Origin of the sequence: Methylobacterium sp. Leaf117, from assembly GCF_001422985.1 — a bacterium.
Classification (GTDB): domain Bacteria; phylum Pseudomonadota; class Alphaproteobacteria; order Rhizobiales; family Beijerinckiaceae; genus Methylobacterium.
In genome coordinates this window covers 522386-535925 of sequence record NZ_LMNL01000023.1, presented here as the reverse complement: position 1 = coordinate 535925, position 13540 = coordinate 522386, and the positions used below count along the sequence as shown (strand labels likewise).

The 13540-nt window shown below is 70.1% G+C and carries 12 protein-coding genes; 11 read left to right on the top strand and 1 reads right to left on the bottom strand.

Annotation, left to right across the window (positions count from 1 at the left end; all coding sequences use genetic code 11):
* The first annotated feature begins 125 nt into the window (after window positions 1-125).
* From ASF57_RS13940 to ASF57_RS13890, 11 genes are read left to right on the top strand one after another with little or no spacing between them, the layout of a single operon-like run.
* Window positions 126-1316, top strand: coding sequence for an inositol-3-phosphate synthase (locus tag ASF57_RS13940; RefSeq protein ID WP_056179656.1), 1191 nt, complete (start codon window positions 126-128; stop codon window positions 1314-1316).
* A complete protein-coding gene (locus tag ASF57_RS13935) occupies window positions 1316-2239 on the top strand; it encodes a hypothetical protein (RefSeq protein WP_056484262.1) in 924 nt (307 codons plus the stop codon). The genes ASF57_RS13940 and ASF57_RS13935 overlap by 1 nt, the downstream gene beginning before the upstream one ends.
* Before the next feature lie 31 nt (window positions 2240-2270).
* Window positions 2271-3455 (top strand): methyltransferase domain-containing protein, encoded by a 1185-nt coding sequence (locus ASF57_RS13930; protein WP_056179650.1) that lies wholly within the window; start codon window positions 2271-2273, stop codon window positions 3453-3455.
* On the top strand, window positions 3455-4456 hold the full coding sequence (locus tag ASF57_RS13925) for a Gfo/Idh/MocA family oxidoreductase (protein WP_056484259.1): 1002 nt from the start codon (window positions 3455-3457) through the stop codon (window positions 4454-4456). Before ASF57_RS13930 ends, ASF57_RS13925 begins: the two co-directional genes overlap by 1 nt.
* Window positions 4457-4475: 19 nt before the next feature.
* Complete coding sequence (locus ASF57_RS13920) at window positions 4476-6065, top strand: YcaO-like family protein (RefSeq protein ID WP_056484254.1); 1590 nt, start codon at window positions 4476-4478, stop codon at window positions 6063-6065.
* Window positions 6062-6907, top strand: a complete 846-nt coding sequence (locus tag ASF57_RS13915; RefSeq protein ID WP_056484250.1) for a sugar phosphate isomerase/epimerase family protein — start codon at window positions 6062-6064, stop codon at window positions 6905-6907. Before ASF57_RS13920 ends, ASF57_RS13915 begins: the two co-directional genes overlap by 4 nt.
* Complete coding sequence (locus ASF57_RS13910) at window positions 6904-8127, top strand: glycosyltransferase family 4 protein (protein WP_056179638.1); 1224 nt, start codon at window positions 6904-6906, stop codon at window positions 8125-8127. Before ASF57_RS13915 ends, ASF57_RS13910 begins: the two co-directional genes overlap by 4 nt.
* A gap of 4 nt (window positions 8128-8131) precedes the next feature.
* Complete coding sequence (locus ASF57_RS13905; protein ID WP_056484247.1) at window positions 8132-8896, top strand: PIG-L family deacetylase; 765 nt, start codon at window positions 8132-8134, stop codon at window positions 8894-8896.
* Window positions 8886-9593 (top strand): uracil-DNA glycosylase, encoded by a 708-nt coding sequence (locus ASF57_RS13900; RefSeq protein ID WP_082503945.1) that lies wholly within the window; start codon window positions 8886-8888, stop codon window positions 9591-9593. Before ASF57_RS13905 ends, ASF57_RS13900 begins: the two co-directional genes overlap by 11 nt.
* A 57-nt stretch (window positions 9594-9650) precedes the next feature.
* Complete coding sequence (locus tag ASF57_RS13895) at window positions 9651-10739, top strand: lysylphosphatidylglycerol synthase domain-containing protein (RefSeq protein WP_056484587.1); 1089 nt, start codon at window positions 9651-9653, stop codon at window positions 10737-10739.
* Between the two features lie 28 nt (window positions 10740-10767).
* Window positions 10768-12048 carry an ATP-binding protein gene (locus ASF57_RS13890; RefSeq protein WP_056484244.1) on the top strand — a complete coding sequence of 427 codons (1281 nt, stop codon included), beginning with the start codon at window positions 10768-10770 and terminating at the stop codon, window positions 12046-12048.
* 4 nt (window positions 12049-12052) lie between these two features.
* On the opposite strand, the gene ASF57_RS13885 is transcribed toward ASF57_RS13890, so the two are convergent.
* The gene (locus tag ASF57_RS13885; RefSeq protein ID WP_210166826.1) at window positions 12053-13522 is read right to left on the bottom strand and encodes an AMP nucleosidase; all 1470 of its coding nucleotides are present in this window, start codon (window positions 13520-13522) and stop codon (window positions 12053-12055) included.
* Between the last annotated feature and the right edge of the window lie 18 nt (window positions 13523-13540).

Here is a 13540-nt window from a genome sequence, read left to right as displayed (position 1 = left end):
GTCAAAAAGGCGTCCTGGCCAGGGTTGGAACGCAACCTCGGAAGCCCAGTTAGTGAGGGCTGAGCGGAATGGCCCCCGGGTTGGGAATGGCTCCCGTTCGACCTGAAGAAGGAAGCCGTTTTCCAATGAGCATGCAGACCGGTCGCCGTGTCGGCGTTGCGTTCGTTGGCATGGGTGGCGCTGTCGCCACCACCGCCATCGCAGGCATCGAGATGATCAAATCCGGATCGAACCGCCTCGACGGCCTGCCCCTGGCGGGCGTCTCCGTCGCTGGAATGGCCGATTACAAGGATCTCGTGTTCGGCGGGTGGGACCTGAACGACGACGACCTCGGCTCCGCGGCCACCGGCCACGGCGTCCTCTCCGCCCAGGACATCGAGAACGGCGCCCAGGTCCTGAAGGGCATCAAGCCCTGGCCTGCCGTCGGCAGCGCCAAGTTCTGCAAGAACATCGAGGGTGCCAACCGCATCGTCGCCAAGGACCACCGTGAGGCGGTCTCGGTGATCGCCAACGATCTTCGCCGCTTCAAGGCCGAGAGCAACCTCGACGAGGTGGTGGTCATCAACCTCGCCTCCACCGAGCGTTGGCCCGACCTGTCCGATCCGACCCTGAACTCCACCGCCGCCTTCGAGAAGGGCCTCGACAGCAGTGACGAGTCGATCAGCCCGGCGATGCTCTACGCCTATGCGGCGATCAAGAGCGGCGTGCCCTACGCCAACTTCACCCCGAGCGTGGCGGCGGATGTGCCGGCCCTGCTCGAACTCGCCAAGGACCTCAACGTCCCCGTGGCGGGCAAGGACGGCAAGACCGGCCAGACCATGATGAAGACGGTGCTGGCCCCGGCCCTGAAGGCCCGCGCCCTGCACGTCGATGGCTGGTTCTCGACCAACATCCTCGGCAATCGCGACGGCCTTGCGCTGAACGACAAGGACTCGCTCCAGTCGAAGCTGAACACCAAGGGCACGGTGCTCGACTCGATCCTCGGCTACCCGGTCGAGGACCATCTGGTCCACATCCACTATTACCGCCCGCGCGGTGACGACAAGGAAGCCTGGGACAACATCGACGTCACCGGCTTCCTGGGTCAGCGGATGCAGATCAAGGTCAACTTCCTCTGCAAGGACTCGATCCTGGCGGCCCCTCTCGTCATCGAGATCGCCCGCGTTCTCGATCTCGCCAAGAAGCGCGGCGACGGCGGCCCGCAGGAGCAGCTTTCGAGCTTCTTCAAGGCGCCCATGGTGAAGAACGGCCACGGCCCCGAGCATGATTTCGGCAAGCAGCAGACCATGCTGCTCGATTGGCTCGGCGCTCACTGATGACCGCTCAGACGGAGGGCGCCGGTCCCGCGGCCCCGCTGGCGCTGCGCGCCCTCCTCGTCGAGGTCAACGACCTCAAGCGCGTGCATTCGGCCGGGCGCACCGGCTCGATCGCCGAGCGCCTGTTCGCCCAGGGCTGGGGCGCCCTCACGGGGGGCGCCCCGCCCGAGGCGGTCGCCCTCGACATCACCGCCAAGGCGCTTACGGCCGCCCGCCTCTGCGATCTCGACGCGGCCTTCCTGGCCTCGGCTGGTCTCGACGAGGCGGCAGTGGCGGAGGTGCTGGTATCCGGCCTCGATGCGGTCGCCGACAGCGTCGATCCGGTCCTGCGGGACCGCCTCCGGGCGGCCCTGCGCCAGCCGGCCACGTTCGTACAGGGTCCCCTGCCCGGCTTCGTCGCCGCCCTGGCCCATCAGCCCCGGGCCGGCGTAACCTGCCCGGGCAAGCCGCGCATCCTGCTCGAGCCACCCGAGAACCACGCCGAGCATTGCCTGATGGTCGCGGTCTACGGCGTCGTCCTCAGCCCGTTCTACCGGGCCGACCCGACGCAGGTGTTCCTCGCCGCCATGGCGCATCATTTCCACAACGCCGCGATGCCGGATGCCGGTTTCACCGGCGAGATGCTGCTCGGCGACCACCTGCTGCCGATCATGGCCCGGACCACGCAATGGGCGCTGGACGAGCTTGACCCGGCCCTGCGGGAGACGATGGAGCGGGCGCGGGCCATCCTGCCGGACGATGCCACCGCCGAGGGCCGCGCCTTCCACGCTGCCGACTGCATCGACCGCGTGCTGCAGATCGCCCAGCATCTGCAGGCCGCGAGCCTGACCATGGGCACCGTCCTGGACGACATGGAACTCGTCCATGCGGGGCCGGTGAAAGGCTTCCACGATCGGGTCCTCGCGGACATGCGGATCCCGTGATCAGACCTCGCGACCGTACGGGCGCTTCAGCATGATCCCGTTCGACCTCCGCTCTCCGGACAGCGGCGAGCCCCTCAAGGCCGACACGCCGCACTCGCTGCGCGAGGCCCAGAGCGGCGCGCGCTGGCCGGTGATCGACGGCATTCCCTATCTCAGGACCAACCGCGCCGATCTCGTCGCCCAGACCTTGAAGTTGCTCGATGCCGGCGACGTGAACCTGGCCCTCGAAGGTCTGCTCGCCGACCAGGACGATTGGTGGACCGGCCCACCGGCCGATCCGCTCGATCTGCATGAGCTGATCCGCGAGCGCGACACCCGTTCGCTACGCGATGCGGTGCGCCTGCTCGGATGGGGCCGGGTCGGCGATTACTTCCTGCATCGCTGGACCGACCCGACGTTCCTGGCCGGTCTGACGCTCCTCGAAGCGCATTGGAACGACCCCATCTGCGTGTTCGAATTCGCCTGCGGCATCGGCCACTACCTGCGCGAGTTCCAGACCCGGGGCGTCAAGGTCGCGGGCGCCGACGTCGTGTTCGCCAAGCTCTGGGTCGCCCGGCACTGGGTGGTCGGCAAGTCGGCCCAGCTCGTCTGTTTCGACGCCCATTCTCCGCACTGGCCGATCCCGGGCGCGCCGATCGACCTCGTGGTCTGCAACGACGCCTTCTACTTCCTCGACCGCAAGGCCGAGGTGCTGGAATGCCTGCGCCAGAACGCCGGCGACGACGGCTGGCTGGCGTTCAGCCACATTCACAACAGCGACCGCCCCGGCTTCTCCGCCGGCCGCGCCGTCTCGGCCGCCGAGATCGACGACCTGTTCCCCGACGGTCTCGTCTACGACGACGACGAACTGACCCGCGCCCTGGTGGAGCGGCGCGCGCCGCACCCGCGCAGCCCGCACGACCTCACCGGCTGCGAGGCCTTCTCGGTGGTGGCCGGCCCCGGCATGCGCCCGGCGCCGCGCGCGGTGATCGACGGCATCGCCATGCCGCGCCCCGGCCGGTCGCTGCACCTGAACCCGCTCTACGGTTCGGAGTCCGGGGATCGCCACGCCATCCGGTGGCCGTCCGAGCGCTACGAGGCCGAGTACGCGGCGCGCGCCACCTATCCGAAGGTCTTCGACGGACCGGAGGCCATCGACTGGCAGGGCGGATCCGAGGCGCCGGAGAGCACCGAGGTGCGCGACCGGACCTATGTCGACCTGCCGGAGCGCTGGTGATGGAGCCCGTCCGCTGGGGCATCGTCGGCTACGGCTGGGTTGCGCGCGACTACATGGCGCCCGGTATCCGGGCCGCCGGCCATCGCCTCGTCGCCGTCGCCGATCCGGGCGAGGCGTCGCGCGCGGCGGCCGAGGCCGAGGGGGCACGGGCCTATGCCGATCTCGCCGACCTGGTGAACGACCCCGAGATCGAGGCGGTCTACGTCGCGACGCCGAACCACCTCCACCGCACCGCGATCGAGGCGCTCGCCGGTTCCGGCAAGGCCATCCTGTGCGAGAAGCCGATGGCGGCCTCGCTCGGCGATGCCGAAGCCATGGTGGAGGCTCTGCGCGGCAGGGACACCTTCTACGGCACCGCCTTCGACCAGCGCCACCACCCGGCCCATCGCGCCATGCGCGACGCCGTCCGGGCGGGCCGCCTCGGCACGGTGACGGCGATCCGGATCGTCTATGCCTGCTGGCTGCCGCGCGCCTGGACCTCCTTCACGGGCCAGGACAACTGGCGCATCGACCCGGCCAAGGCCGGGGGCGGCGCCCTGATGGATCTCGCTCCGCACGGCCTCGACCTCGTGGACTTCCTCCTCGACGAGTCGATCCACGATCTCGCCGCCCTGACCCAGGCGCGGGCGCAGGATTATGCCGTCGACGACGGCGCGCTGCTGATCGGGCGCACGCCCTCGGGCGTGCTGGCCAACCTCCATGTCGCCTATAACTGTCCGGACGTCCTGCCGCGCCGGCGCCTCGAAGTCACCGGCACGAACGGTCTGCTCACCGCCGTCGATACGATGGGACAGGTGGCGGGCGGGACGCTGTCGTTCACCGACGGGTCAACCGGCACATCCGACACTTTGCCCTTCGACGGGGCGGCGTCGCCCTTCCTGGAACAGGTGAAGGCCTTCGGATCGGCGCTGCGCCGGCCGCAGGAGCGCGAGGCCTACAGTGCGGCGCGCGACCTTCACACCATGCGATTGCTGGCCCGCGCCTACGCCGCGTCGGCCTGAACAACGGAAACGCACCACCGTGAACGAGCAGGACCAGGACGACCGCGCCCGCCACAGCCGGATCAAGGCGCCGCGCGCCTACACCTATGGCGGTCCCCGCCGGATCGAGGGCCTGCCGAGCGCTCTGCCCGAGCCGGTGCGGGCCTATCTCGACATCCTGCCGGAGGGCCGCATCGTCGGCTTCCCCCTGGCGCCCCTCGACCGGACCGGTATCCCGGTCTGGTTCGTGTCGCTGTTCCTCGACGACCCGTTCTTCGTCGGCGCGATGCCGAGCGGCATCGGCTACGGCGCCACCGACGACGAGGCGATCATCGGCGCGGTGGCGGAAATCGCCGAGAACCTGATGCCGTCGCTGGCCGTGATGCCGCGCAAGAAGGAGCGGGCCAGCTACGACGACCTCGTGCGGGTCTACGGCGCCGGTGCCGTCGCCGATCCCCTCACCCTGTGCCTGCCCGCCGGCAGCCCGGTCGGACGCGGGACCACGCTCGAATGGACGGCGAGTCTGCGCGCCCGCACCGGCGAAACGGTGCTGATGCCGCTCGACATCGCCGCCACCGATTATTTCGAGCTGTCGGAGGGCTACAAGCCCTTCACCAACCTGATCACCAACGGGCTCGGCGCCGGTCCGGACGTCGATTTCGCCCTCGGGCACGGACTGCTCGAATTGCTCCAGCGCGACGGCAACGGCCTGCTGTTCCGCGCTCTCGACCAGGGCGTGGTGCTCGACCTGTCGGACGGGCTCGGACCCGAGACGCGGAGGATGCTCGACCGGCTCGAATCGCTCGGGATCAAGGCCCTGCCGAAATTCGCCACCGACCAGTTCGGCCTGACCAACCTGTACGTCGTCGGCTACGACCGGAATCTCGCCGATACGCCGGTGCCGATCGCGCTCTCGGCCTGCGGCGAGGCCTGCGACCCGGACCGCGAGCGGGCGCTGCGCAAGGCACTTCTCGAATTCCAGGCCGCCCGCGTGCGCAAGGCCTTCGGCCACGGGCCGTTGGCCTTCGCCGAGCAGGTGACGCCGCCGGGCTACGTCAAGGCCTTCATCGACAAGGCCCTGCCGAGCCTCGACCTGGAGGAGAGCCGCGCCCTCAAGGCGATGCTCGAATGGATCGTGCAGCCGCCGGAAGGCATCGCCGCCACCTTACGCGACACCGTCTATTCCGAGCGTGCGACCAAGCGCTTTACCGATCTGCCGACCACGGAAGCGCCGGACGGGCATGCGCGTGGCCGCATCGCCCGCGAGCGCCTGGAACAGGCCGGCTTCGACGTGCTCTACGTCGATTGCTCGCCGCCGGGCGGTCGCGTCGGCGTGGTCAAGGCGATCGTGCCGGGGCTCGAGGTCGAGACCATGAGCTATCACCGCATCGGCGAGCGCAATACGCAGAAGCTCATCGAGCGCGACCATCCGCTGATCCGCTTCGGCGAAGCCACCGACACCCTCAAGCCCGTGCGCCTCACCCCGGAGGCCATCGAGCGCTTCGGCGGGCAGCCGCTGTTCGACACCGCGCTCGCCGACCGCATCGTCGGCTCGCATTACCCGCTCTACCGCGAGCCGGAATCGCACCACGCGCCGTTCCGGCTGGCCCAGCAGGGACGCGCCGCATGAGCCTGCGCTTTGCCTACAACACCAACGGCACCGCCAATCACCGCCTCGACGACGCGATCGATCTCATCGCGGAAGCCGGTTACCAGGGCGTGGCGCTGACCCTCGACATCCACCACCTCGATCCCTTCGCCGAGAACTGGGTGCAGGAGGCACAGCGGGTGTCGAGCCGGCTGCAGCGCCTCGGCCTCGGTTCGGTGATCGAGACCGGCGCCCGCTTCCTCCTCGACCCCCGCGCCAAGCACGAGCCGACCCTGGTCAGCGGCGATGCCGCGGACCGTGCCCGGCGCATCGGCTTCCTCAAACGCGCCATCGACATCGGGGCCATCCTGCATTCCGAGGCCGTCTCGTTCTGGGCAGGCGTCACGAAGCCCGGCATCGATCGGGCGGACGCGGAAGGCTGGCTGCGCGAGGGTCTGGCCGAGGTGGTCGCCTACGCCGCCGAGCAGAACGTGGTCGCCTGCCTGGAGCCCGAGCCCGGCATGCTGATCGAGACCCTCGATGATTTCGATGCCCTCGACGTGCCGGGCTTGAGGCTCGCCCTCGACACCGGTCACTGCCTCGTGACCGGCGAGCGCGACCCGGCCGTCGCCGTGAGCGAATTCGCCGACCGCATCGGCACCGTGGCGATCGAGGACATGGCCCGGGGCATCCACATCCACCTGCCCTTCGGCGAGGGCGACATGGATGTCCCCTCCGTGCTCGCCGCCCTCGACGCGATCCACTTCGAAAAACTCGTCTGCGTCGAGCTCTCCCGCGAGAGCCACCGGGCCGACCTGATGGTGCCGGCCTCCCTCCAGTATCTGCGCGCCTGCCGCAATCCGAACCCGGGAGCCTCTGCGTGAGGATCTGCTTCGTCTCGCGCCGTTACTTCCCGGCGATCTCCGGCATGAGCGTCTACGCGCAGAATCTTTTGCGCGAGTTGGTCGAGGCCGGCCACGACGTCACGATGATCTCGCAATATCGCGGCGACGCCTTCGGTACGCGCGTGTATGGTGGCGGCCCGCCCCCCGCCGTCCCCGGCGTGACCGTGATCGGCCTGGAACAGCTCGGCGAGCAGGAGAGCGGCGATTTCGAGCGCGACATCGACACGATGGTGGCGACCATCGAGGCCGAGCACGCCAAGGCGCCGTTCGACATCCTGCACGCGCAGTACGGCTACCCGACCGGATGGGCGACGCTGCTGGCCTCGCGAAACATCGGCGTGCCCAACGTGGTCTCGATCCAGGGCGGCGACGGCCACTGGGTCGGCTCCTGCTGTGAAACCCACCGGGTCGCGATGTGCGAAGTGCTCGCCCACGCCAACGCCCTCCTGATCGGCGGCGCCTCCTTCGTCGGCGAGGTCTGCGACCGGCTGGGCTCGGACCCGGCCCGCTTCACCATCGTGCCGGGGGCCGTCGACACCGCGCGTTTCACGCCCGGACCCGGCGGGCATGACGGCCCGGTCCGGTTGTTCTACCACGGCCGGGTCGACCGCCGGAAAGGCGTCCTCGACCTCATCGACGCCCTCGCACTGCTGCGCGACCGGGCCATTCCGTTCGAGGCCGTCATCTCGGGCATCGGGCCGGACGTCGATTCGTCGAAGGCCCGCGCCGCCGAACTGAACTTCTCGGAGACGGCCATCCGGTTCACCGGCTACGCCGATTACGACACGGTGCCGGAGCTTTACCGGGCGGCGGACGTGTTCGTGTCCCCGACCTATGCGGAAGGGTTCTCCAACACGATCCTGGAAGCGATGGCGGCCGGGCTCGCGGTGGTGTCGACCCACTCGGTCGGCGTCTCGGATTGCCTCCGCGACGGCGAGAACGGCCTCATGGTCCAGCCCGGTGACGTGCCGGCCCTGGCCGAAGCCCTGGGTCGGATCATCGAGGACGCCCCCCTGCGCCGGCGCCTCGCCGAAGACGGGCTCGCCGAGTGCCGCCGGGTCTATTCCTGGCGCGCGGTCGGACGGCAGATCATGGACGCGTACGCACGCGTGGTGAACGAGCGCCCGGCGACCGATTTCCCGACGACGCTGCCGCACGACCCGTCCTGCCGCTTCCGCGCCGAACCGCACCTGCTCTGAGCCGATGCCGACCGCGCTCGCCCTGTCGCCGCATCTCGACGACGCCGCCTTCTCCTGCGGTGGGCTGCTCCATGGCCTTGGCCAAGCGGGCTGGCGCGTGGAGACCGTGACGGTGTTCACCGCCTCGGTGGGGAACCCGACCGGCTTCGCCCTCGCCTGCCAGACGGACAAGGGTCTCGGACTCGAGATCGACTACATGGACCTGCGCCGGGCCGAAGATGCGGCGGCCATCGCCGCCCTTTCGCTGGCTCCCCCGCGCCATTGGCCCTTCCGGGAGGCCCCGCATCGCGGCTACGACTCGGCGCCCGAGCTGTTTCGCGACGTACGGGGCGATGACGGGATCGTGCCCGACCTGACCCGAGCCATTCGCACCTTGATCGCCGAGATGGCGCCGGATCTCATCCTGGCGCCCCAGGCGATCGGTGGCCATGTCGATCACGTCCAGGTGGTTCGCGCTCTCGACGCGGCCGAGCCGGTCGCACCGATCCTGTGGTGGCGCGATTTCCCCTATACGATCCGTGACCAGACCCCCAAGGAACCCCTGCGGGCGCGCTTTGCCGGCCTGCCGGAAGTGGAAGCTCGGTCCGGCCCCGAGGGCCGCGCGGCCAAGGGCGCGGCCTGCGCCGCCTACGCGACGCAGCTCGGCTTCCAGTTCGGCGGCCCGGAAGGCCTGGCCCAGCGCCTGGAGCAGGAAGGCGGCCTGGAACGCTTTCGCCTGGAGGGCGATCTGCCCGCAACGCTCGGGCGCCTCGTCGCCGATGTCGTCTGAGGCACCGGACCATCCGAAGTCCCTGCGGGACCCGGCCGTTCTCGCGGCTCGAAAAACGCTTCTCGCACGTCCGCATATCGCCCCGATCCGGGCTCTGGCCGAGCGGATCGCACGGGAGCGGGGCGCGGAGGTTCCGGACCCGGCCCCCCTCGACGGCGGCGTCGAGGCCCGGTTGCTGCTCCTGCTGGAGACGCCGGGGCCGGCGATCCGCGGCACGGGCCTGGTTTCGCGCGACAATCCCACTGGCACCGCCGCCAACCTGTTCCGCTTCCTCGCCGAGGCCGGTCTGCCCCGGCGCGACACCCTGATCTGGAACACGATTCCGTGGGTGATCCACGCACCCGGAGCGCTGAACCGGTCCCCGCGCCGCTCGGAGATCCGTCAGGCGGCGCCGTATTTAGCGCCCCTGCTGGACTGCCTTCCGCGCCTGCGCGTCGTCGTGCTCTCCGGGCGGGTCGCGGGCCTCATGCATGGGGACCTCGCCGCCCTGCGGCCCGACCTGACGGTGGTGGCGATTCCCCATCCGAGCCCGACCTATGTCTGCACCGCGCCGAGCGTCACCGCGCGCATCCGGGCCGGACTGGCCGAGGCACGGGCCTGCATCGCCGGTGGGCATTGCGCCTCTCTCGCTGGCAATTGCCCGCCGATGCCCCTAAATGCGGGCAACGGGCCGTGGTCCGGCACAAGCTCGGGATGACCTATGCCGCCGACGAGGCCGAGCGAGGGAAGCCCAGCGGAGGCGGACGCCGACACGATGAACTTTGCGAGACAGCAGAAGCAGATCGAGACGGCCGAGGTGCTCGCGCCCGAGGCCTCGCCGATCGACGGGGTGGCGGCCGAGGCGCCGAAGGGTGGCCTGCGCGGCCGCTACGCCTGGCTCGGTACCATCGCCAGCCTCGCCATCCTCGCAGGCTCGCTGTTCGTCCTGTGGAAGCTCGTCCAGACGGTGACCTGGGCCGAGATGCACGCGGCCTTCACCGGTGCCTCGGGGGAACAGCTCGGCCTCGCCTTCCTGTTCGTCGCCATCAGCTACCTCTTCCTGACCTGCTACGACGCCCTGGCGCTGCGACAGCTCAAGCTCAAGGTGCCGTACCGAACCACGGCCCTGGCCTCGTTCACCAGCTACGCGGTCAGCTTCACCCTGGGCTTCCCGCTCCTGACGGCCGGGACAATCCGCTACTGGATCTACTCCAGCAAGGGGCTGGGGGCCGCCAAGATCGCCGCCCTCACGGTGATCGCCGGCTTCACCTTCTGGCTCGGCATGGGCGTCGTCCTCGGCCTCAGCCTGATCGCGGAGGCAGGCCAGCTCGCCGCTCTCACCTTCACCAGCATCGCGCTGAACCAGGGCGTCGGTTTCGGGGCGCTCGTCGCCGTGGTGGCCTACCTGCTCTGGGTTTCGATGAAGCGCCGCCACGTGCGGGTGAAGAGCTGGCGCCTGGAACTGCCCGGCGCTTCGGTCTCCCTGAGCCAGATGGTGGTGGGGATCGGCGATGTCTGCGCGGCGGCCGCCACCCTCTACGTGCTCCTGCCGGCGGGCACCTCCATCGGCTTCACCACCTTCGTGGCGATCTACGTCCTGGCGGCGATGCTCGGGATCGCGTCGAACGCGCCCGGCGGCATCGGGGTGTTCGAGGCGACGGTCCTGCTGGCGCTGTCGAGCCTGCCGCGCGACCAGGTGCTCGGGTCGCTGCTGCTGTTCCGGGTCTGCTACTATCTCGTGCCCTTCGTCATCGCGCTGGCCATGCTCACCGTGTTCGAGATCGTGAAGCGGTCGCGCGACGCCAAGGCGAGCCGCGAGATCGAGAGCGCACGCGAGACGGCCACGCGCGATCTCGGGGCCTGACGCAGGTCCATCGTTCCGGAGGGTCTGAATGGCACGCGGCATGCGCCGATCGGCCTGGAGTGCCGCGGCCCTGACGGCGATCGGGATCGGCCTCGTCTCCTTCGCGCGCGGAACCCTGGACTGGCCGATGGTCGCCGCCTCCCTCGCCGCGGCGGGGCTCGCAGGATTCATCGGCAGTCTCGGCCGTGCCCCGATCATCCGGGCGCCGGAGAGTATCGCCGCCTCGCGGCATTCGGTGGCGGAGGCGCTGCTCGCCAACATCCCCGATCCCGTCATCCTGGTCGACCGCCGCGCCGTGGTGATCGAGGTCAATCCGGCCGCCCGGGCCCTGTTGCCGGCCCTGAAGCTGCGCCACCCGCTCTCCTTCGCGTTGCGCGCGCCCGACGTCCTCGACGGCATCGAGGAGGTTCTGCGCAACGGCGCCTCGCTCAAGACGCTCTACACCACCCGCGTGCCGACCGAGCGCGCCTTCGAGGTGCAGATCGGCGCCCTGCCGATGCCCGACGGGGTGGTGGGCGGCCAGCCCAACGTGGTGCTGTTCCTGCGCGACCTGACCTCGGCGCGGCGCCTGGAGGCGATGCGGGTCGATTTCGTCGCCAATGCCAGCCACGAGTTGCGCACGCCGCTGGCCTCGCTGCTCGGCTTCATCGAGACGCTGCAGGGTCCGGCCCGCAACGACCCTCCGGCCCGCGAGCGCTTCCTCGGCATCATGAAGACGCAGGCGCAGCGCATGGCGCGCCTCGTCGACGATCTCCTGTCGCTGTCGCGGATCGAGCTGCGCGAGCACGTGGCGCCGACCCGGCCGGTGGACCTAACCCGGATCGCCCGCGAGATGGTCGACACGCAGGGGCCGTTGGCACGGGACCGCGGCGTCGCGCTGACCATCGAGGCCGAGGGCGCCTTCCCCATCCTGGGCGAGCGCGACGAATTGCTTCGGGTAGTGGAGAACCTGATCGAGAACGCGGTGAAGTACGGCGGCGGGGGCGGTCGCGTGGCGGTCGCGCTCCGGCGCCACACCGATCCGGCGAGCGGCCGGGCCAACGTCGAGCTCAGCGTCCGCGACCAGGGCCGGGGCATCGCGGCCGAGCACATCCCCCGCCTGACCGAGCGCTTCTACCGGGTCGATGTCGCCTCGAGCCGCGACCAGGGCGGCACCGGCCTCGGCCTCGCCATCGTCAAGCACATCGTCAACCGCCACCGCGGCCGCCTTGTCATCGAGAGCGTCCCCGACGAGGGCACCACCGTGCGGGCGCTGTTTCCGGATTACCAGCCGGCGGCACTTCCCGACCCGACGATCGAACCGGCCTGAAGCGCTATCGGAACGGCGGCTCGTCGAAGCTGCGCAGCTTGCGCGAATGCAGGCCGTGGCGCTCGGCCCTCAGATTGTCGAGGGCGGCGAGCCCGATGAGCAGGTGCTCGGCCACCGCGCGCTCGTAGAAGGCGTTGGCCGCACCCGGCAGCTTGATCTCGCCATGCAGCGGCTTGTCCGAGACGCACAGAAGCGTGCCGTAGGGAACCCGCAGGCGGTAGCCCTGGGCGGCGATCGTCCCGCTCTCCATGTCGACGCCGATGGCGCGGGACAGGTTGATGCGCCGGCGCTCCTGGCTGAAGCGCAGCTCCCAGTTGCGATCGTCGTAGGTGACGACCGTGCCGGTGCGCAGGCGGCGCTTCAGGTCCTCGCTGGTCTCGCCGGTGACCTGGGCGGCCGCCGCCTGGAGGGCGAGTTGCACCTCGGCGAGCGCGGGGACCGGCACGTCGGGCGGCACCAGCTCGTCCAGGATTCGGTCGCGGCGGAGATAGCCGTGGGCGAGGACGTAGTCGCCGATGGTCTGCGACTGGCGCAGGCCGCCGCAATGACCGACCATCAGCCAGCAATGCGGGCGCAGGACCGCGAGGTGGTCGGTGATGGTCTTCGCGTTGGAGGGGCCGACACCGATATTCACGAGGGTCGTGCCCTGCTGGCTGCCGTCGGGGCCGCGCGCCACCAGGTGGTAGGCGGGCATCTGGTACTTGTGCCAGGGCGAGGCGGCGATCAGCGCCGCGGGGTCGACCGAGGCGGCTTCCGCGCGCGACACCGAGATGCCGCCCGGCAGGATCAGGCGCTCGAAGCCGTCGTCGCCGCGTGCCAGGCGCTCGAGTCCGTGGCGGATGAAGCCGTCGACGTAGCGATGATAGTTGGTCAGCAGGATCCAGGGCTGCACGTCGCCCCAGTCGCTCCCGGTGTAGTGGACGAGGCGGCGCAGCGAGTAATCGGTCCGGATCGCGTCGAAGAGAGCCAGCGGGCGCGGCGCGTCGGGTACGTCGTGCCAGAGCCCGTCGGCGATCTCGTCGCCCACCACCGAGAGCAGCGGCACCGGGAAGTAGGTGGCCAGATCGCGCGGAGTGACGCCGCTGCGGCCGAGATCGGCGCCCGGCTCGATCACGTAGGGATAGGGGATCTCCTGGGCGCTGAGCCCGACTTCGAGGGTCACGGCGTAGTCGCGCACCAGGGGCCGGAGCTGCTCCAGGAGGTAGCCCCGGAAATGCGCCGGCTGGGTCACGGTGGTGGCGTAGGTGCCGGGAGCCTGGAGCTTCGCCGTGGCGCGGGACACCTGCGGCATCGGCCCGGCGGGCTGGTAGGTCAGGCGCAGCTCGGGGTAGCGGAACTGAAGCCGTTCCGTCGCGTCCGGCGGGGCTCCCCCGTCGAGGTAGCGCGCGAGGGCCGATTGCAGCGCCTCGATCGCCCCCGCGTGCAGCGCCTCCAGGCGGTCCACGGCGGTCTCGGGATCGGAGACGGACTCCATCGGTCGCAACTCGTCGCG